Genomic DNA, 18420 nt, shown 5'->3' on the forward strand with positions numbered 1-18420 from the left:
CATCCGGGATCTGGGATCCGGGAAAAGCGAAAGGCCGGAACCCTGGAAAAGTAAAAGATCGGGTCCCAAAACACATTATCCGGTGCCGCCCGGTCGCACGCTTCCTGGCGGCTACGTCCCGCTTCCCGGCCCTGGCAAAAAACCCAGCACTCCGCTGTGCCTGGGTTCTCGGTCGGCCGTTCCTGGTCCCGATTTTCATTGGGTCTGCTCCACCCGATGCTTGCGATGCGCGCTGCCCATCTTGTCGGCGATTTCCTTCGGCATATAGGTTTCGTCATGTTTGGCAAGCACATCTTCGGCCATGAACACGCCTTGCTGCATGCGACCGGTCGCGACCACGGCCTGCCCCTCGCGGAACAGATCCGGCAGGATGCGGCCGTAGCGCACCGGCAGCTGTGCGTCGCCATCGGTGACGCGGAACTGGGCTTCCAGCGAGCCGGACGCACGTTTGAACGAGCCTTTTTCCACCATGCCGCCAAGGCGGAACCGCGCATGCTCGCCGGCATCGCCGCGCAGCACTTCCGATGGCGTGTACAGATAGGCCACGTTGCGCTGCAACGCCATTGCCACCAGCGTGGTCGCCAACCCGCCCGCCAGCACCAATGCAATCACCAGCCACATCCGGCGGCGGCGTTGCGGGTTCACCGAATCAACTCCGCATCCGTGGGCACCGCGCGCTTGCGCTCACGCAAACGGTGCGCCTGCGCCATCTTTAATGCGCGACGCACCTGCCAACGAGCGGCGATCAGATCCCACAGCAGCACCAGCACGAACACCGCATAGGCAGCTATGACATAGGGCAGGTAATTCATGCCGCGCCCTCCTGCGCGTTGCGCACGATCCAGGCCTTGCCGGCCTCGCGGTGCAGATTGTCGGCGCGCGCGCGCGTCAACAGCGAACCGGCGAACCAGAACTTGGTGCCGATCAGCATCAACCACAGCGGCAGCAACATGCTGGCGTCGATGGTCGAGGGGCCGAGCAAGCGAATGCTCTGGCCTTGATGCAGCGAGTTCCACCACACCACCGAATAGCGGATCACCGGCAGCAGCGCCACCCCGACGATCGCCAGCAGCGCGGCCGCGCGCGCAGCCTGACGGCGGTCATCGATGGCGTGATACAGACCGATCACGCCCAGGTACAAAAACAGCAGGATCAACTCGGCGGTCAGGCGCGGATCCCAATCCCACCAGGCGCCCCACATCGGCTTGCCCCAGATGCTGCCGGTCAGCAGGGTGATCACGGTGAACGCGGCACCGATTGGCGCGCAGGCCATCGCCAGGATCTCGCAGATTTTAATGCGCCAGATCAGCGCGATCGCCGCATACAACGCCATCAGCCCGAACACGAACAGGCTCATCCACGCGCTCGGCACATGGATGTAAAGAATGCGGAAACTATCGCCTTGCTGGTAGTCGGCCGGCACTGCAAACAAGGCCTGCCAGATGCCGACTCCCAGCAACAGCGCAGCCAGCGCGTAGCACCACGGCGCCCAGCGCGCAGTGAAACGGTCGAAGATCGGGGGCGAGGCGAGTTGGTGGAACCAGCGGACGACAACGTTCATGCGATGGCAGTAGCCTTTGGAATGGCATTGGCTCTCGAAACAGCAACGACGCGCTGAGCGGAGCGTCCTATCGACAGCGTATCGACTGCACGGCTCAACTCAACGAAATGCGGATCGCGGTAGCTGCCGCCAGCGGTGCCAGGACCACGCCGATCACCAATCCGGCGCCCAACAACAACAACGCGCCCACCGCGTCCTGGCCTTGCCCGCTTGCCGCCACGCTACCGGCACCGAACACCAACACCGGCACATACAGCGGCAACGCCAGCAACGCTACGAGAATACCAGAGCGTTTCATTGTCACCGTCAGCGCTGCAACCACCGCGCCGAGCAGGCTTAGAAGCGGTGTTCCCAGCGCCAACGATGCCAGCAATACCGGGAGTTGGTCATGTGGCAGGTGCAGCAATTCGCCCAGCAGCGGCGTCACCGCGATCAACGGCAACGCACTGGTGGCCCAATGCAGTAGCACGCGCACCGCGATCAGCCACGCCAGCGGCACCGGTGCCAGCAGCCATTGCTCCATCGAGCCGTCTTCCACATCGCTACGGAACAGCGCATCCAGCGACAGCAAACCGGCCAGCAGCACCGACAACCACAGCACCGCCGGCGCAGCCTGCGCGAGCAGGTCCGGGCGCCCGCCCAGGCCCAGCGCGAACAAGACTACGATCAGCAGCGCGAACAGGGCCGGCTGCAAGGCACTGCTGCGACGGCGCCACAGCAGTTGCAGGTCGCGACTCAGTAATGCGCGCGTCGCCTGCCAGAGCGAGGGCTGTGGCGAATAGGTGCTCATGCCGCAGCCTCCAACGTGAGCATGCGGGTGCGCACCGGCGGCGCTGCGTAGGCGCCGTGAGTGGTCACCAGCGCCGCACCGCCGCTGCGCAGATGCGCGGAGATCATCCGGTTGACCAGGGTGATGCCGTCCAGATCCAGGTTGGCGTAGGGCTCGTCCAGCAGCCACAGTGGCGCCGGCGACAACCAGAGCCGGGCAAGCGCCAGGCGCTTGCGTTGGCCGGCCGACAACTGCCGCACCAGTGCATCTTCATAACCGGCCAGACCGACGATCGCCAGCGCGTTGCCAGGCATCTGCTTGGCCCGGCGGCCATGCAGGCCACACAGGAAATGCAGGTTCTCCAGCGTGCTGAGGTCGGCCTTCAAACCGGGTAGGTGACCTAGATAGACAATGAAGCGGCTGCGGTCGCCGCGCCGTGCGGTCTTGCCGTCGATCTGGATCTCGCCACGGTCCACATGCAGCAAGCCGGCCAGCACGCGCAATAGCGTGGTCTTGCCGGCGCCGTTGTCGCCTTGTACCAGCAACGCCTCGCCCGCATCGACATGGAAATCCAGCGGGCCGAACACCGGCTCCTCGTTGCGGCTGAAAGCCAGGGCGCGTGCCGCCAGCAGCGGTGGCGCAGTGAGCAGCGGTTCGATCATCGGTGCAGCGGGCTCCCGTCGCCGGACGGTAGTAGGGGGAAAGGCTGGCGCATGACGCGCTCCACACAGGGCGCGCATTGTAGCGACGATGGCCGCGTGCCGGGAGCGCGTCGCGCGGGGTGATGTGTGCGGGAACGCCGTTTTGCACCGACCGGGCGCATCGGCATGGCGGCTTTGCGTACACTGGCGGTCTTGCGTTTTTTGTCCGGACAGGCTCGATGCTCCTCACGACCAAGCTGCCCAAGGTGGGCACCACCATCTTCACCGTCATGTCGCAGCTGGCGGTCGAGCACGGCGCGGTCAACCTGGGCCAGGGCTTTCCCGATTTCGCTGTGCCGTCGCGGCTGGTCGAAGAGCTCGAACGCGCCATGCGCGCCGGCCACAATCAATACCCGCCGATGACCGGGGTGGCGGCGTTGCGTCAGGCCATCGCCGGCAAGGCGCAGCGTTGCTATGGCGCGCAGGTCGATGCCGATGCCGAGATCACCGTCACCAGCGGCGCCACCGAAGCGATCTTCAACGCCATCCACGCGGTGGTGCGGGCGGGCGAAGAGGTCATCGTGCTGGACCCGGCATACGACTGCTACGAGCCGGCGATCGATCTGGCCGGCGCGCGTGCAGTGCACGTGGCGCTGGAGCCGCAGACTTTCGCTGTCGACTGGGATGCATTGCGCGCAGCAATCACACCGAACACGCGCTTGCTGATGATCAATTCCCCGCATAACCCGTCCGGCGCGATGCTGTCGGCCGACGACATGCACACGCTGACTGAGCTGTTGCGCGGCACCGACATTTTCCTGCTCTCGGACGAGGTGTACGAGCACATCGTGTTCGACGGTCGCCGTCACGAATCGGTATTGCGCTGGCCGGAACTGCGCGAACGCGCATTCGTGATTTCCAGCTTCGGCAAGACCTATCACTGCACTGGCTGGAAGATCGGTTACGCCATCGCACCGCCGGCACTGAGCGCCGAATTCCGCAAGGTGCATCAGTACAACACCTTCACCAGCTTCGGCCCGGCCCAGCATGCCTTTGCTGCGATGATCCGCGACGAACCCGAACACGACCAACACCTCGGCGCTTTTTATCAAGCCAAGCGCGACCGTTTCCGCGAGCAGTTGCTGACCACGCGCTTGACGCCATTGCCAGTGCCCGGCGGTTATTTCCAGTTGGTGGACTATTCGGCGATTAGCGATCTGCCCGATACCGAGTTCGTGAAGTGGCTGACGGTGGAGAAGGGCGTGGCTGCGATTCCGTTGTCGCCGTTTTACAAGACGGCCCCCGCCAGCCAGCATTTGGCCAGGCTGTGCTTCGCCAAAAACGATGCGACATTGGATGCGGCGATCGCGCGGTTGCACAAGCTCTGACGCGCTGGGATTAGGGAGTCGGGATATGGGATTCGAAACGGCGGTTGGTCATTTTTTGATTTGAATCCGCAGAAAGCACGATGACTTGAAGCCGCACCAAAACCTGCTGTCCGAATCTCCATTCTCTATTCTCTATTTCTTGAGCATCCCATGCACGAGCTCCGCATCTCGCTCATCCAAGGCGACACCCGCTGGCATGACCCGGTTGGCAATCGCGACTATTACGGCGCCCTGCTGGAGCCATTGGCGGGGCAGACCGATCTGGTGATCCTGCCGGAGACCTTTACCAGCGGGTTCTCCAACGATGCCATTGACAAAGCCGAGCGGATGGACGGGCCGACCGTAGCCTGGGTGCGTGCGCAAGCCGCCCATCTGGGCGCGGCGGTGACCGGCAGCGTGCAGCTGAGCACCGAGCAGGGCGTATTCAATCGGCTGCTGTGGGCCACACCCGATGGTGCGCTAGAGTATTACGACAAGCGCCATCTGTTCCGCTTTGGCAATGAGCATCTGCGCTATGCGGCCGGGCGAGGTCGTCTGACGGTGCAGTGGAAGGGCTGGCGGATCAATCCGCAGGTCTGCTACGACCTGCGTTTTCCAGTGTTCTGCCGCAACCGCTTCGATGTCGAGCGACCGGGTGAGCTGGATTTCGATCTGCAGTTGTTCGTGGCCAACTGGCCGTCTGCCCGTGCGTATGCGTGGAAGACGCTGCTACGCGCACGGGCGATCGAAAACCTGTGCTTTGTCGCGGCGGTCAATCGCGTCGGCGTCGATAGCAACCAGCTGCACTACGCCGGAGATAGCGCAGTGATCGATTTCCTCGGCCAGACGCAGGTGGAGATCCGCCAGCAGCCGCAAGTGGTTACCACCACCATCAGTGCAGCGGCATTGGTAGAACATCGCGCGCGTTTCCCGGCAATGCTGGATGCCGATGCTTTTGCACTGACGGAATAAGAGTGGCTAACAAAACGTAGCGAGCAGTCGCCAGGTGGGTGTGGACGGCGTGGAGGAACCGCAGTGTACGCGTGGCACATGCCGATTCCGAGCGCCGGCCGCGCCCGCCTGGCGGCGGCGCAGTCGTTTTGTTAGTCATTCTAACTCGGGAGTCGGGATTGAGGATTCGCAATAAGCGAGCACACTGCCGCCTGTGCCAATAACACTTGCACTGATCCCTAATCACGGCTACTCAGAGCCCGAGTTGCCCGCAGCCGGCAACAAAGGCTCCAGCTGGATTTCGTAAACCTTCGGCCAGCGCTTGCCGGTCACGAATAGTCGATCGTGCTCGGTGTCGTAGGCGATGCCGTTGAGCACATCGTTAGTTGGGTTCGTCAGCGTGTCGGCATCCGGTACCAGCGCCTTCAGATCGATCCATGCAACCACTTTGCCGCTGGCCGGGTCGATGCGTGCGATGCGCGTGGTCAGCCAAACGTTTGCCAATAACTCGCCTTTGACCCATTCCAACTCGTTGAGATTATCCAGCGGTTTGCCGCACGCTGTGACCTTGAGGCTGCCGACCTGCTGCAACGTCTGCGGATCCAGCCGGCGGATGCTGGCGGTTCCATCGCTCATGTACAGGCTGTTGGTGTCGCGTGTCAGCGCCCAGCCTTCGCCGGAATAGGCGAACTGCGATCGCGGCTTTAGCGTGGCCAGGTCGTAGAGAAAGCCACGCTGATTGCGCCAGGTCAGCTGGATCAGCCGGTCGTGCCAGGCTACGATACCTTCGCCGTAATAGGGCGGCGGTGTCGTGGCCTGTTGCAGCACGCGGCCACTCTCTAGGTCGACCTTGCGCACGCTGGAGCGGCCCAGTTCACCGGTGCTCTCGTAGAGGTGGCCGTCCAGATAGAACAGGCCCTCGGTGAAAGCGGTGCTGTCGTGTGGATAGGTCTTCACCACGGTGTAGCCCTGGGTCGGAATTGCCTGGCCGGCAATGGCGAGAGACGGCAACAGCAGGGCGCTCAGCAGAGCGATTTGAGCGGTACGCGACATGCCGCGATCATCCCATGCGTAAGGCGGTTACTGCAGCAACGAGCATGCGCGGCGCACGTGGCAATCATTCGCTGAACGGTCGCCTGCGCAGTGCCGACACGTTGTCGCGACTGCCACACCGGCGCTGCTAGTCTCGGCGCCACGTTCACCAACCGGAATGCCCACATGATCAAGTCGCTTTCTCTCTTCGCGCTGCTGGGCGCTGCCGCACTCGCACCGCAGGCTCAGGCCGCAGGCAACATCGACTGCAAACTGTCGTTCAATCTGGAAGGCTGGTCGGTGTTCTACAAGACCGCCAGCGGCACCGGCACCATCACCTGCGACAACGGTGCGGTGATTCCGGTCAAGATTTCCAGCAAGGGCGGTGGCCTGACGGTGGGTAAGTCGAAGATCGTCGGCGGCCGCGGTACCTTCAGCGGCGCCTACAGCCTCAATGATCTGCTCGGCACCTACGCGGCTGCCGAAGCGCATGCCGGCATCGTCAAATCCAGCACCGCACAAGTGGTCACCAAGGGTGATATCTCGCTGGCCCTGGCCGGTACGGGTGAGGGCGTCGATCTGGGCATCAACGTCGGCAACTTCGTGATCGAGCGTCGCAAGTAAGGCACGGCTTGCCGCATGTCCTCGCCCCATGTCGCAGAGGTTGCAGCCTGGGTGCGAGACGCTTGCGATACAGCCTCATCCCACCCTGGTCTGCTCGGTCCGGGTAGCTGTCGATGCGCTTGCATATATGCGCTTCGCAACACGAGCTCAGCACCACTAAAAACGGCCCTATGCAGGGCCGTTTTTAGTGCGCGTGTCGCAGCTTAGCGCCCGCGATTGCCACCGCCACCGGGCGGTCGACGGTTGCCGCCTGGCGGACGGCCACCCGGGCCACCTGGACTGCTGGGTGCACCACCCGGACCACCTGGACCGCGATTATCGCCAAGGCCACGTTTGCCACCAGGGCCGCCAGGACGCGCACCGGTCGGACGACCGTCTGCCGGGCGTGCCGTACCGTACGGGCTGAATCCCGGATTGGCGTGATCGGACGGGAAGCTCGGTGCATTGCCCGGGTGACCGTAGGGGTGCTTGCGCTGACCCTGGCCTTGACCCTGCGACTGACCCTGGCCGCCACCGGCGCCGCCACGACCTGGGCCGCCCGCACCGGAACGTGGGTTGCCCTGACCGCTGGCGCCTGGACCCTTCTTCGCATACGGGCGTGCCTGGCCTGTGCCCGGGCCGCTGGGGCCGGCATTGCGGTGGCCACTTGGGCCGGTACTCACGCCATCAGGCACATACCAGCTACGGAACGCGGCCGGGTTGCCATCCGGCAGCGCGCGGTCGCCCTTGCCGGGCGCGCGGGGCTTGAACGGCCGCTGCTGCGACTGTCGGGCGGCGGCTTCGCCGCTGACGGTGAGGCCACCGTTGTAACCGCCGGGCTTACCGCGACCACGGCCGCCGCGCTCTTCGCGCAGGTTGTCGAAACGGCGCAGCTCGCGGCCTTCGTCGGCGCCGGAGGTCTGGCCGTTGACATAAGCGTTGCTGCGGCCCTCGCGCGAGACATGCACGGTGGACTTGGCCGCGCGACGCTGGCCGATCACCGGCTGCAACGTCAGTGCCGACGGTGCGCCTTCTTCCAGTTTGAGTTCGGCGCGTAGCGCGTCGACCTTTTCCTGCGGCACTTCGACCGATTTGCCACGCAGCAGTTCGCGCGGCAGCGAGATCTTGCCGTAGCGGCTGCGCTTGAGGCGACTAACCTGGCAGCCTTGTGACTCCCACAAGCGGCGCACTTCGCGGTTGCGGCCTTCCTTGACCACCACACGGAACCAGTCGTGCGAGTCGGTACCGCCGATGCGTTCGATCTGGTCGAACTTGGCGCCGCCGTCTTCCAGCAGTACGCCGCGCGACAGGCGCTCGATGATGGCGTCGGAGACTTTTTCTTCGCCTTCCGGGGCGCGCACGCGTACCACGTACTCGCGCTCGATCTCGTAGGAGGGATGCATCATCGCGTTGGCCAACTCGCCGTCGGTGGTCAGCAGCAGCAGGCCGGTGGTGTTGATGTCCAGGCGACCGATCGCGATCCAGCGCGAGCCTTTCAATGCCGGCAGCGACTCGAACACGGTCGGGCGGCCTTCGGGGTCTTCGCGCGTGGTCACTTCGCCCTCGGGCTTGTTGTAGATCAGCACGCGCGAAGGTTCGGTCAGCGCGCTGGCTACGAAACTGCGGCCGTCCAGCTCGATCTTGTCGCCGCTGCGCACCGACATGCCGGTCTGCGCAACAGCGCCATTGACCTTGATCAGGCCATCGGCAATGCGCTGTTCCAGCGCGCGACGCGAACCCAAGCCGGCCTGGGCCAGCACCTTGTGCAGGCGCTCTTCCAGCTTCGGCACTTCGGACGCGCTGTCGCGCTTGAGGGAAAGCTTGTTCAACGACAGCTTGCGGGGGGTGTCACTCATGTGTCTGGCTCCGGCCGACGCGTTCTGCGTCGGCCTTTGGGTCGGAATCGGCTTCGTCAACAGTCAAGGTCGTCGTTGCGACTGCGTTGTCTTCGTCTTCGTTCACTGCATCCGCGCACGTTCCCGGCGCGGTGTCGGGCTCGCCCTCACAGGCGTCATCTGGGTCCTGCGTGTTGGGGTCTTGCGCCGAGACATCCTCGGAGCGCTGCGGTGTTTCGTCGATCAACCCTTCGGCGTCAGTGGCATTGTCTGCATCGCCGGAGTCGTGGTGGTCTTCATCGGCATCGGTGCTGGATGCCCGGTCGCTCTGCTCAGCCTCGGCATCGACCGCCGCCTGTGCATCAAGATCAACGTTGGTCTCATGATCGGTGTCGTTCGCTGCGTCGGCGCTGCTGTTCGGCTCTGGCAAGGTGTCGGCCTCGCGGTCTTCCGGACCGTTGTCGTTTTCGTCAGTGTTGGTGCCGACAGCTGCATCAGCGCCCGCATCCGTCGCGTCGCCAGCAACTGCATCGGCCTGACCCTGCGCTGCATCCATCGCCGCCGACGCCTGCACTGCGCCGTCCAGTTGGCCGTCGCGGTCCAGCGGCAATTGCGGTTCCAGCTCGGCAATGTCCTTCAGCTCAGACAGTGGTGGCAACTCGTCCAATCGCTTGAGTCCGAAGTAATCCAGAAAGCCTTTGGTGGTGCCGAACAAAGCTGGCTTGCCGGGTACGTCGCGATGGCCCACCACGCGGATCCACTCGCGCTCTTCCAGTGCCTGGATGATGTTGCTGCTGACCGCCACGCCGCGCACCTGTTCGATCTCGCCGCGGGTGATCGGCTGGCGATAGGCGATCAGCGCCAGGGTTTCCAGCGTGGCGCGGGTGTACTTGGTGCGGCGCTCGGTCCACAGGCGTGCGACCCAGCCATGCACATCGGCCTTGACCTGGAAGCGGAAGCCCGACGCCACCTCGACCAATTCCACGCCGCGCTCGGTGCAGCCATCGCGCAGTAGTTCCAGCGCGCGCTCGACGCCGCCTGGCGGTGCCGGCTCTTCTTCGGAAAACAAACCCTGCAGCTGCGCCAGCGTCAGCGGCTGGCTGCTCGCCAACAGAGCGGCTTCGAGAATGCGGGTGATCAGCGCTTGATCCATTCGGTGATCGGCTTCAGATAGGTTCGTTGGCTGCATCGCTGTCGTCGAATTCGCTGGAGAATTGCAACGGCGCGTTGGTATTGCCCAACGCAAGCGACTTCACGTAGATCGGCGCCAGCGGCGCTTCCTGCACGATGTCCAGCAACTGCTCTTTGGCTAATTCGAGCAGCGCCAGGAAAGTGACCAGCACGCCGAGCTTGCCTTCTTCGGCAGTAAACAGCGATTCGAATCGACAGAACTTGCCATCGTCCAGACGGCTCAGCACATCGCCCATGCGCTGGCGCACACTCAGCGCCTCGCGCTTGATCGCATGGCCGGTGAAAAGCTCGGCGCGCTTGAGCACGTCGTACAGCGCTATCAGCATTTCTTTCAATTCCACCGGCGGCGGCAGCTTGACCGCGGCCCGCTCGGGCAGATGCACCTGCACCGGCGCGCTGTCGCGGCCCATGCGGGGCAGGGCGTCCAGATGCTCGGCCGCTTGCTTGAAGCGTTCGTATTCCTGCAGGCGGCGCACCAACTCGGCGCGCGGGTCGTCCTCTTCGCCTTCCTGGCTGGGGGGGCGCGGCAACAGCATGCGCGACTTGATCTCGGCCAAAATCGCGGCCATGACCAGATATTCGGCTGCCAGTTCGAAGCGCAGCTCCTGCATCACATTGATGTAGTCCACGTACTGCCGGGTGATCTCGGCGACAGGGATGTCCAGAATGTCCAGATTCTGGCGGCGGATCAGATACAGCAGCAGATCCAGTGGACCTTCGAAGGCATCCAGTATGACTTCCAGCGCGTCCGGTGGAATGTACAGATCCCGCGGGATCTGCAGCACCGGTTGCCCATGCACAACCGCCAGCGGCATTTCCTGCTGCTGTGGCGGCGCGCTCGTGGCTGGCGGATTCGCGTCGTGCGCGAGTTCGGAATTCATCAGGTCGACATCAGGTCTTACGGTCGCTGGCCGCGGTCTGACGCCGCGCCTGCAGGGCTTTGCTTTGAGTTATTGCGATCAATGTCGTGCCTGTGCCGGCACGATCCCATAAATCCACATACCAACGTGCGCCGCGTGGCATGCGGCGACGGAACAGCGAGGAGGTCGTCTACGCGAGCCGGCGGTAGGCAGCGAATCAGTCGTCGAGTGAGGCGTGGGACCAGAGCCGACGTGCCGCTGCGTCCGGTTGCGCGTTCAATGGTCTTAAGATTAATGCGTGTGCGGGGGCGGTGTCCAGCGCTGGCGCGGCTAGAATCCCTGTGGTGATCTTCAACTCTTGGCGAGGTGGCGTGTGTGGTACGTAATCGAAGGGTATGACCGGGCCGAGGCGTTGGCTGCGCGGCAGCAGGCGCGACCGGCGCATCTGGCGCGTTTGCAGGCGCTTGTGGCGGCCGGCCGTTTGCTGGTGGCGGGGCCATGTCCGGCCATCGATTCGGAAGATCCGGGCCCGTCTGGTTTCAGCGGCAGCGTGGTAATTGCCGAGTTCGACGCGCTGGAAGACGCGCGCGCCTGGGCCGATGCCGATCCATATGTCCATGCGGGCGTGTATGTGCGCACCGACGTCCGCCCGTTCCGCCGGGCGTTGCCATGAGCCGGGTCGAGCGGATCCGTATCGCATTGCAGACCGCGTTGGCGCCGAGCGAGCTGGAAGTGGTTGACGACAGCCATCGACATGCCGGCCACGCCGGTGCGCGTGATGGTCGCGGACATTTCAACGTGCGCATGGTCAGCGCCGTCTTCGCCGACAAGCCGCAGCTCGCGCGCCATCGTGCGATCTATGCCGCGGTCGGCGAGATGATGCAGACCGATATCCATGCTTTGTCGATCGAAGCACTCGCGCCGGGCGAGGCTGGATAGGCCGGAGGGCAGAAAGGCCGGAATGGCATGTCTGGTGGAGGGAAGGCGCGCGATGCGGGCTTTTATCGGCGTGGATCTTGTTGGATATGCGCTCGTGCTTGGGTGGTTCGCTGGTCGCTCCCTCCGTGCCGCAGCACTTAGGGAACACCTGAACAACTCACGACGTAGCGAGTGAACCAAGAGTAGGTTCGCTTAAGAGCGGCTAACAAAACGACTGCGCTCACCGCCAGGCGGGCGCGGCCGGTGCTCGGAATCGGCATGTACCACGCCTACGCTCCGGTTCCTGCGCGCCGTCCGCACCCACCTGACGAGTGCTCGCTAGGTTTTGTTAGTTGCTCTAAGTTGGACCTCGATTGTTCGTTGCGATCGCCGGAAACGGGTGGCCCTCTATATCGTTATCGTTTGCGTGAACATTAAGCGTCCGCGCCAGCCGCTCAGCTTGGAGACCAGCGACGTGCGCTGCCCAGGCAATCCGCTCATGCACCGACGCCGTCTACTTTGACCGCAGACACGCCGGCGGTCGCTCGCTTTCAGCAGCTCATCGGCCAAGCCAGTGTCAGAGAGTCCCGAACTACCGCAGAAAGCTATCCATTCTTGTCCAGCCGTCAGCGTGTGAGCCATCCAACTCAACGAGTGTGACGCCGATTCTTCTTCACTCGTCGATGAGTTGGCAAGTGATTGTTGCGACGCAGCACACTCATTCACGTATCCATCACTTGCAGGTGCTTGATCTGTAAGTGTTTCCATGGCGGCCGCGACAGGGGTTTACGCTTCTGTGTGAAAACGCTTACAGTCCGCGCCAGTTGTGAGAACTCGGTCGCGGAGGGCGACACGAATGGCCAAGGGTGCGGTGACCATCAAAGATGTTGCTCGGGAAGCACAGGTCTCTGTTGCAACGGTGTCGCGTGCGCTCAATGGGCACGACAACGTTGCCGTGCCTGTGCGCCAGCAGGTGCTCGAAGTGGCTCAGCGGCTGCGTTACAGCCCGCATGCGGCCGCACGCAGTTTGAGCAGCCGGCGCACGCAGACCCTGGGCGTGGTACTGCCCGACCTGTACGGCGAGTTCTTTTCCGAATTGATCCGCGGCATCGATGGCGCCGCGCGTGCCGCCGGTCAGTATTTGTTGGTGTCCAGTTATCACGGCGACCCGGAAGCGCAGGGCAGGGCGCTACGCGCGATGCGCGGACGCGTAGATGGACTGCTGGTGTTGTCGCCGTACGCCGAGCAGCCGGGGTTTCTCACCGACAACCTGCCGCAGGCGTTGCCGACGGTGCTGATCAATGCGCATCTGCCAGGCGCGGATTACCCGGTGTTGAGCATCGACGACCATTCTGGCGCAATGACCATGACCGAGCACCTGCTGCGTGCCGGCCACCAGCGTATCGCCTTCATCGGTGGCCCCGCGCTCAATTTCGATGCGCGCGAACGCCTGCGCGGTTTTCGCGATGCGCTCGCTGCGCACGGCAACCAGGCGCAAGGCATCGAATATCCGGGCGACTTCGATGAAGCCTCCGGTCACCGCGCCGGGCTGGCGATCCTAGCCGGTGGCGCGCTGCCCGATGCGGTGTTCGCTGCCAACGACATGACCGCGCTGGGTTGTCTGTACGCGTTTGCTCAGGCCAACGTGTCGGTGCCCGGCGACGTGGCTCTGGCCGGTTTCGACGATATTCCATTGGCCCGTTTCGTCCATCCGGCACTGACCACGATGCGGGTCAGCATTGCGCGCCTGGGCGAGCAGGCGATGACCCGGCTGATGCGGCTGGTGGACCAGCCCGGCTGCGACGACGGCATCCGCCAATTGCTCGCACCCGAGCTGGTGATTCGTGCCTCCTGCGGTACCGGCGAGCCAGGCCCCTGACCCTGACCCTTTTCGCGGGCGGTCTGTCCGCTCCCGTCGCCCCCGAAGCGGTCGTTTCTACAAGACCGCAACGCTACAACACAACACACTGTACCGATCCCTGGAGGGACCAATGCGCCACCACCACCCCCATGCCGCCAGTCCGGCGCGCAAGCTGCTCAGCTGCGCCTTGGCCAGTTGCCTTGTCCTTGGCGCCGCACCCGTGTTCGCGCAGAGCACGGTCGCGACCATCCGTGGTCAAGTCACCGTCGACTCGGCACCTGCGGCCCAGGCCCAGGTCACCGCGACCAATCTGGCCACCGGCCTGACCCGCACCGTGCAGGTCAGCAACGGCGGCTATTCGGTCGGTGGCCTGCCGCCGGGCGCGTACCGCATCGATGTCACGGCCGACGGCCAGACCAGCTCGCAAAACGTCACTGTGCAGGTCGGCCAGACGGCAACCTTGAACCTCGGCGTCGGCGGCACCCCGGACACGGCCGACGGTGGTAAAGCCACCACGTTGGACGCGGTGCAGGTAAAGGCGCCGCCGGTGCTGGTCGAAACGCGTACCTCCGAAAATGCCACCTATATTTCCAACGTACAGATCCAGAACCTGCCGCGTGCCACGCGCAACTTCCTGGAACTGGCCGACACCGTGCCGAACGTGCAATTCACCCGCGAAGCCAACGGCACCACCAAGGTGCGCTCGGGCGCCACCCCGGCCGAAGGCACCAACGTCTACATCGACGGCGTAAGCCAGAAGAATTACGTGCTGACCGGCGGCGTCAGCGGCCAAGATTCCAGCCGCGGCAACCCGTTCCCGCAGTCGGCGATTGGCGAGTACAAGGTCATCACCTCCAACTACAAGGCCGAGTTCGACCAAGTCAGCGGTGCGGCTATCGTGGCCTCGTCCAAGTCCGGCACCAACGATTTCCACGGCAGCTTCTTCTGGGACACCAGCAACGACGGCTGGCGCGAAGAGAGCCCTCTGGAGAAGAAGGCCGGCGTGCGCGACGACTTCGAGGAAACCCAGTACGGCGCCACCTTCAGCGGCCCGATCCTCAAGGACAAGGCGCACTTCTTCATCGCCTACGAGGCCAAGGAATACACCACCCCCAACGTGGTGATCCCCGGCTCGATCTATTCCGACCGCGTCGACCGCTGCCCGCACAGTTGCAGCCGCTGCTGGTCACTTCCAGCACGCCGTTCAAGGAAGACCTGTATTTCGGCAAGATCGACTGGACCATCGGCGAGAACAGCCTGTTCGAGCTGACCGGCAAGTACCGCAAGGAAGACGAGCTCAACGACGTCGGCGGCACCTCGACCTACGAACACGGCAGCATCAACGGCCAGGAAGAAAAACGCGCAAATCTGCATTGGCAGTACAGCGGCGCCAACTTCCTCAACCAAGCCAACCTGAGCTACGAAAGCGCGTTCTGGAATCAGGCGCCGCTCAATAACGGCAGCGGTTACGTTCTGAGTTACGCACCAGTGCCCGGGATCGAAGATGAAGTGCTGTCTGCAGGTGCCGGCAGCAGCTTCCAGCGCAAGGGCCAGAAAGGCTGGACTTTCCAGGACGACCTGACCTTGAACAGCCTGCAGTGGCACGGTGCGCACACCGTCAAGATGGGTGTGAAGTTCAAGAGCATCGATCTGGATTCCACCCAGTTCAACCCGGCCAATCCGCAGTATTACTACAACATCCTCACCGACGTAGAAACGCCGTACCGGGTGCGCTTCGGTGCGCCGCTGGTCGAAGGCGGCGGTTCGGCGGTGTCCAAGAACAAGCAGTACGGTATCTACCTGCAGGACGACTGGGAGGTCAACGAGCACTGGACCTTGAACCTGGGCGCGCGCTACGACTACGAAGAAACCCCCTCGTTCCTGGACTTCGTGACTCCGTCCGACATCGCCGGTGCGCTGCAGAACTGGACCAATCTGCGCAACGCCAACTACGACATCGACAACTTCATCAGCACCGGCAATAACCGCAAGGCGTTCAAGAATGCCTGGCAGCCGCGCCTGGGCGCCTCCTATGACCTGTTCGGGAATCAGGCTCATGTGATCTACGGCGGCGCCGGCCGTGCCTACGACCGCAACATCTTCGACTACCTGGCGCTGGAGCAGCTCAATAGTTCGTTCAATTCCTATAGCTACTATTTCACCAGCGCCAACAACCCAAGCTGCCTGGGAGATCCGTGCATCGCATGGAGTCCGGCCTACACCACCCAGGAAGGCCTTGATGCACTGGCGGCGACCAGCGCTGGCGGCGGCGGTCGCGAGATCTACCTGATCGACAACAAGATCAAGACCCCGTACTCGGACCAATTCAGCATCGGCATGCGCAACATGATGCCACTGTGGGGCCAGGACTGGTTTACCGACGTGACCCTGAGCCGCATCGAAAGCCATGACGGTTTTGCGTTCGTGCGCGGCAACCGCCTGCCGGACGGCTCTTTCTTCCAGCCGGGCACCACCTCGGGCGTGCCGACCGACAGTCCGGATGGTTACAGCGCCATCGTGCTGGGCATCAATGGCGTGGAAACCCGCAACAATCAGCTTGCCTTGCAGGTCGAAAAGCCCTATGACGAAGAGTCCGGTTGGGGGCTGACCGTGGCCTACACGTACTCCGACGCCAAGGAAAACCGTCAGTTCGGCGAGCACTACGCCCTGGATCGCGAACGTATCGAAGACTACGGTTGGCGCGAGGCCGGCGGCATTCCGAAGAACCGCCTAGTGGTCACCGGGATTTACGAGTTGCCTTACGAGATCAAACTGTCCGGCAAGCTGTCGCTGGCCAGCCAGACCGCGCGTTACGGCCAGAACTGTCTGGCCGGCAACGATCAGTGCGACATCATCCAGTTCAAGCCGCAAGGCACGCTGGGCTACAAGGAATTTAGCATCGCAGCCAACAAAGAATGGGACACCGGCGGAGGTGTCAAATTCAACGTACGTGCGGATATCCTCAATGTCTTCAATTGGGTGAATTACGCCGACTTCGACGGTGAGACCGGGACACTCGGAGACTTGAACACGGCTTACGGCACACCGACCGGTGTGCTGGCGTCGCCGATGCGTACCTTCCGTCTGGCCTTCGGTCTGAACTGGTGAGGTGCTCGACCGCCCTGGCAGCGATGTCAGGGCGGTCGAACTCGGCGCTTGGATAAGGTACGTTGGCGTGCGAGATGTAATCGATTACACAGTTGGGGGGCGGATGGACAGGGGCAACACGTCAGGTTGGTTGACGATTCCATTATTGCTGGGCGCGCTGATGCTAGCGTCGTGTAAACAGGCCGAGGAACCCAAGTTGGCCGCAAAGAAGGCGCCGGTAAAAGTCATCCTGGTGGAGGCGCAACTGCCGCCCAAGCCGGTCAAGCCGCCGCTGTCACCGCTGTTTTCGGATATCGAACGCCGCACCTTCCAGTTTTTCTGGGATACCGCCAACGAACTCAACGGACTGTCGCCGGATCGGTTTCCGTCGCGCCCGTTCGCCAGCATCGCCTCGGTCGGATTTGCGCTCACCGCGTATCCGATCGGTATCGAAAACGGCTGGATCAGCCGCAATCAGGGGATCGACCGCACCTTGGCCACATTGAGGTTCTTTCGCGATGCGCCGATGGGGCCGCAGCGGACCGGTAGGGCCGGTTACAAGGGCTTCTACTACCACTTTCTGGACATGCAGCAGGGCAACCGGTACGACAGCTGGGTCGAGCTGTCGAGCGTGGACACCGCAATGCTGATGATGGGTGTGTTGTTCACACAGTCGTATTACGACGGCGACGACCTGCGCGAAAAACAAATCCGCCAGATCGCCGACACGCTGTACAAGCGCGTGGACTGGCGCTGGCTGCAGCAGCGTGCGCCGTTGATCTCGATGGGCTGGTTTCCCGAGAGCGGTTTCATCGATCACGACTGGATGGGCTACAACGAGGCGATGATGCTGTACATCCTTGCGCTCGGCTCGCCCACCCACGGCGTCGATCCGGACGCGTGGACCAGCTGGACCCGCACCTACAACAACGACTGGGGCGTGTACCAGGGACAGGAATACCTGTCGTTCGGCCCGCTGTTCGGTCACCAATACAGCCATGTCTGGATCGACTTCCGCGATATCCAGGACCAGTACATGCGCGAACGCGGCATCGACTACTTCCTCAACAGCCGCCGCGCGACGCTGGCACATCGCGACTACGCAATCGACAACCCGATGAAGTGGAAGGACTACGGCGAGAACGTCTGGGGCCTTACCGCCGGCGACGGCCCGCAGAACACTAGTCAGGACTACCGCGGCGAACAGCGTCAGTTCCGGCATTACTCTTCGCGCGGCGCCGGCCTGCGCGAGAACTTCGACGACGGCACCATCGTGCCGTCTGCGGCGATTTCCTCGATCGTGTTCGCGCCTGAAGTGGTGATCCCTGCCACCGAGGAAATGCACAAGCGCTACGGCGACTTCCTGTATTCGAGTTACGGCTTTCTGGATTCGTTCAACCCCAGCTTCAACTACGATATCCCGCTCAAGACCGGGCGGATGGTGCCCGATCGCGGTTGGGTAGCCAGCGACTATATCGCCATCGATCAGGGTCCGATTCTGGCGATGATTTCCAACTATCAGAACGAATTCGTCTGGAACGTAATGAAGAAAAACCCTTACATCCGTTCCGGTCTGGAACGCGCCGGTTTTACCGGCGGCTGGCTGACGCCCGAAGGCGAGCCGCAGCCGTTGCCCAAGAAAGACGAGCAGGCCGCCACTGCGCGCTCGCTGGGCATTGCCGAGTCGCGTGCGGCCGCTGCCCAGGCTCAGCACGACCCCTCGCAACACCTAAAACCCGAGTAA

Annotated in this window: 16 protein-coding genes, 2 other RNA genes and 1 pseudogene; 9 read left to right on the forward strand and 10 right to left on the reverse strand. The window is 63.2% G+C overall.

Features of this window, described 5'->3' with window-relative positions:
• Window positions 1-195: 195 nt before the first annotated feature.
• The 5 genes from ccmE to ccmA form a co-directional block, all read right to left on the reverse strand.
• The gene (gene ccmE / locus J5I97_RS06915) at window positions 196-645 is read right to left on the reverse strand and encodes a cytochrome c maturation protein CcmE (protein WP_208590468.1); all 450 of its coding nucleotides are present in this window, start codon (window positions 643-645) and stop codon (window positions 196-198) included.
• Window positions 642-812, reverse strand: coding sequence for a heme exporter protein CcmD (ccmD, locus tag J5I97_RS06920; RefSeq protein WP_208590470.1), 171 nt, complete (start codon window positions 810-812; stop codon window positions 642-644). Before ccmD ends, ccmE begins: the two co-directional genes overlap by 4 nt.
• Entirely contained in the window at window positions 809-1561 is a 753-nt protein-coding gene (gene ccmC / locus J5I97_RS06925; RefSeq protein ID WP_208590479.1) for a heme ABC transporter permease CcmC, read from the reverse strand. Before ccmC ends, ccmD begins: the two co-directional genes overlap by 4 nt.
• A gap of 94 nt (window positions 1562-1655) precedes the next feature.
• On the reverse strand, window positions 1656-2351 hold the full coding sequence (ccmB, locus tag J5I97_RS06930; protein WP_208590482.1) for a heme exporter protein CcmB: 696 nt from the start codon (window positions 2349-2351) through the stop codon (window positions 1656-1658).
• Window positions 2348-2992, reverse strand: a complete 645-nt coding sequence (ccmA, locus tag J5I97_RS06935; protein WP_208590484.1) for a heme ABC exporter ATP-binding protein CcmA — start codon at window positions 2990-2992, stop codon at window positions 2348-2350. The genes ccmB and ccmA overlap by 4 nt, the downstream gene beginning before the upstream one ends.
• Before the next feature lie 218 nt (window positions 2993-3210).
• On the opposite strand from ccmA, the gene J5I97_RS06940 reads away from it, so the two are divergent.
• Window positions 3211-4359 (forward strand): pyridoxal phosphate-dependent aminotransferase, encoded by a 1149-nt coding sequence (locus J5I97_RS06940; protein ID WP_208590486.1) that lies wholly within the window; start codon window positions 3211-3213, stop codon window positions 4357-4359.
• 150 nt (window positions 4360-4509) lie between these two features.
• Window positions 4510-5310 carry an amidohydrolase gene (locus tag J5I97_RS06945; protein WP_208590488.1) on the forward strand — a complete coding sequence of 267 codons (801 nt, stop codon included), beginning with the start codon at window positions 4510-4512 and terminating at the stop codon, window positions 5308-5310.
• A gap of 4 nt (window positions 5311-5314) precedes the next feature.
• Here J5I97_RS06945 and J5I97_RS06950 read toward each other — a convergent pair.
• Both J5I97_RS06950 and J5I97_RS06955 read right to left on the reverse strand, forming a co-directional pair.
• Window positions 5315-5390, reverse strand: a non-coding RNA gene (locus J5I97_RS06950) — sX9 sRNA.
• A gap of 148 nt (window positions 5391-5538) precedes the next feature.
• Complete coding sequence (locus J5I97_RS06955; RefSeq protein ID WP_208590490.1) at window positions 5539-6342, reverse strand: glutaminyl-peptide cyclotransferase; 804 nt, start codon at window positions 6340-6342, stop codon at window positions 5539-5541.
• Window positions 6343-6507: 165 nt separating this feature from the next.
• On the opposite strand from J5I97_RS06955, the gene J5I97_RS06960 reads away from it, so the two are divergent.
• Window positions 6508-6945 carry a hypothetical protein gene (locus tag J5I97_RS06960; protein ID WP_208590492.1) on the forward strand — a complete coding sequence of 146 codons (438 nt, stop codon included), beginning with the start codon at window positions 6508-6510 and terminating at the stop codon, window positions 6943-6945.
• A gap of 203 nt (window positions 6946-7148) precedes the next feature.
• Here J5I97_RS06960 and J5I97_RS06965 read toward each other — a convergent pair whose 3' ends face one another.
• From J5I97_RS06965 to J5I97_RS06975, 3 genes are read right to left on the reverse strand one after another with little or no spacing between them, the layout of a single operon-like run.
• The gene (locus J5I97_RS06965) at window positions 7149-8780 is read right to left on the reverse strand and encodes a pseudouridine synthase (RefSeq protein WP_208590494.1); all 1632 of its coding nucleotides are present in this window, start codon (window positions 8778-8780) and stop codon (window positions 7149-7151) included.
• Window positions 8773-9948, reverse strand: coding sequence for an SMC-Scp complex subunit ScpB (gene scpB, locus J5I97_RS06970; RefSeq protein WP_208590496.1), 1176 nt, complete (start codon window positions 9946-9948; stop codon window positions 8773-8775). Before scpB ends, J5I97_RS06965 begins: the two co-directional genes overlap by 8 nt.
• Window positions 9926-10831 carry a segregation and condensation protein A gene (locus J5I97_RS06975; protein ID WP_208590497.1) on the reverse strand — a complete coding sequence of 302 codons (906 nt, stop codon included), beginning with the start codon at window positions 10829-10831 and terminating at the stop codon, window positions 9926-9928. Before J5I97_RS06975 ends, scpB begins: the two co-directional genes overlap by 23 nt.
• A gap of 352 nt (window positions 10832-11183) precedes the next feature.
• Between J5I97_RS06975 and J5I97_RS06980 the strand changes: the two genes are divergently transcribed.
• The 6 genes and pseudogenes from J5I97_RS06980 to J5I97_RS07005 all read left to right on the forward strand — a co-directional run bounded on the left by J5I97_RS06980 (window position 11184) and on the right by J5I97_RS07005 (window position 18420).
• Entirely contained in the window at window positions 11184-11483 is a 300-nt protein-coding gene (locus J5I97_RS06980; RefSeq protein WP_208590505.1) for a YciI family protein, read from the forward strand.
• Entirely contained in the window at window positions 11480-11749 is a 270-nt protein-coding gene (locus J5I97_RS06985) for a BolA family protein (protein WP_208590507.1), read from the forward strand. The genes J5I97_RS06980 and J5I97_RS06985 overlap by 4 nt, the downstream gene beginning before the upstream one ends.
• Before the next feature lie 258 nt (window positions 11750-12007).
• A non-coding RNA gene (locus tag J5I97_RS06990) (sX9 sRNA) lies at window positions 12008-12083 on the forward strand.
• A gap of 501 nt (window positions 12084-12584) precedes the next feature.
• On the forward strand, window positions 12585-13607 hold the full coding sequence (locus J5I97_RS06995) for a LacI family DNA-binding transcriptional regulator (RefSeq protein ID WP_208590509.1): 1023 nt from the start codon (window positions 12585-12587) through the stop codon (window positions 13605-13607).
• Window positions 13608-13719: 112 nt separating this feature from the next.
• Window positions 13720-16697, forward strand: a pseudogene (locus J5I97_RS07000) (TonB-dependent receptor).
• 103 nt (window positions 16698-16800) lie between these two features.
• Entirely contained in the window at window positions 16801-18420 is a 1620-nt protein-coding gene (locus tag J5I97_RS07005) for a glucoamylase family protein (RefSeq protein WP_208591594.1), read from the forward strand.

The sequence above is a fragment of the Xanthomonas fragariae genome, from assembly GCF_017603965.1.
Taxonomy (GTDB): Bacteria; Pseudomonadota; Gammaproteobacteria; order Xanthomonadales; family Xanthomonadaceae; genus Xanthomonas; species Xanthomonas fragariae_A.

Bases quoted from the DNA above. Each gene is read 5' to 3' on its own strand.
- ccmD (WP_208590470.1), bottom strand. From the start codon at position 812: ATGAATTACCTGCCCTATGTCATAGCTGCCTATGCGGTGTTCGTGCTG.
- ccmB (WP_208590482.1), bottom strand. From the start codon at position 2,351: ATGAGCACCTATTCGCCACAGCCCTCGCTCTGGCAGGCGACGCGCGCA.
- J5I97_RS06995 (WP_208590509.1), top strand. From the start codon at position 12,585: ATGGCCAAGGGTGCGGTGACCATCAAAGATGTTGCTCGGGAAGCACAG.
- ccmC (WP_208590479.1), bottom strand. From the start codon at position 1,561: ATGAACGTTGTCGTCCGCTGGTTCCACCAACTCGCCTCGCCCCCGATC.
- scpB (WP_208590496.1), bottom strand. From the start codon at position 9,948: ATGCAGCCAACGAACCTATCTGAAGCCGATCACCGAATGGATCAAGCG.
- J5I97_RS06960 (WP_208590492.1), top strand. From the start codon at position 6,508: ATGATCAAGTCGCTTTCTCTCTTCGCGCTGCTGGGCGCTGCCGCACTC.
- ccmA (WP_208590484.1), bottom strand. From the start codon at position 2,992: ATGATCGAACCGCTGCTCACTGCGCCACCGCTGCTGGCGGCACGCGCC.
- J5I97_RS06975 (WP_208590497.1), bottom strand. From the start codon at position 10,831: ATGAATTCCGAACTCGCGCACGACGCGAATCCGCCAGCCACGAGCGCG.
- J5I97_RS06985 (WP_208590507.1), top strand. From the start codon at position 11,480: ATGAGCCGGGTCGAGCGGATCCGTATCGCATTGCAGACCGCGTTGGCG.
- J5I97_RS06955 (WP_208590490.1), bottom strand. From the start codon at position 6,342: ATGTCGCGTACCGCTCAAATCGCTCTGCTGAGCGCCCTGCTGTTGCCG.
- J5I97_RS06965 (WP_208590494.1), bottom strand. From the start codon at position 8,780: ATGAGTGACACCCCCCGCAAGCTGTCGTTGAACAAGCTTTCCCTCAAG.
- J5I97_RS06940 (WP_208590486.1), top strand. From the start codon at position 3,211: ATGCTCCTCACGACCAAGCTGCCCAAGGTGGGCACCACCATCTTCACC.
- J5I97_RS07005 (WP_208591594.1), top strand. From the start codon at position 16,801: ATGGACAGGGGCAACACGTCAGGTTGGTTGACGATTCCATTATTGCTG.
- J5I97_RS06945 (WP_208590488.1), top strand. From the start codon at position 4,510: ATGCACGAGCTCCGCATCTCGCTCATCCAAGGCGACACCCGCTGGCAT.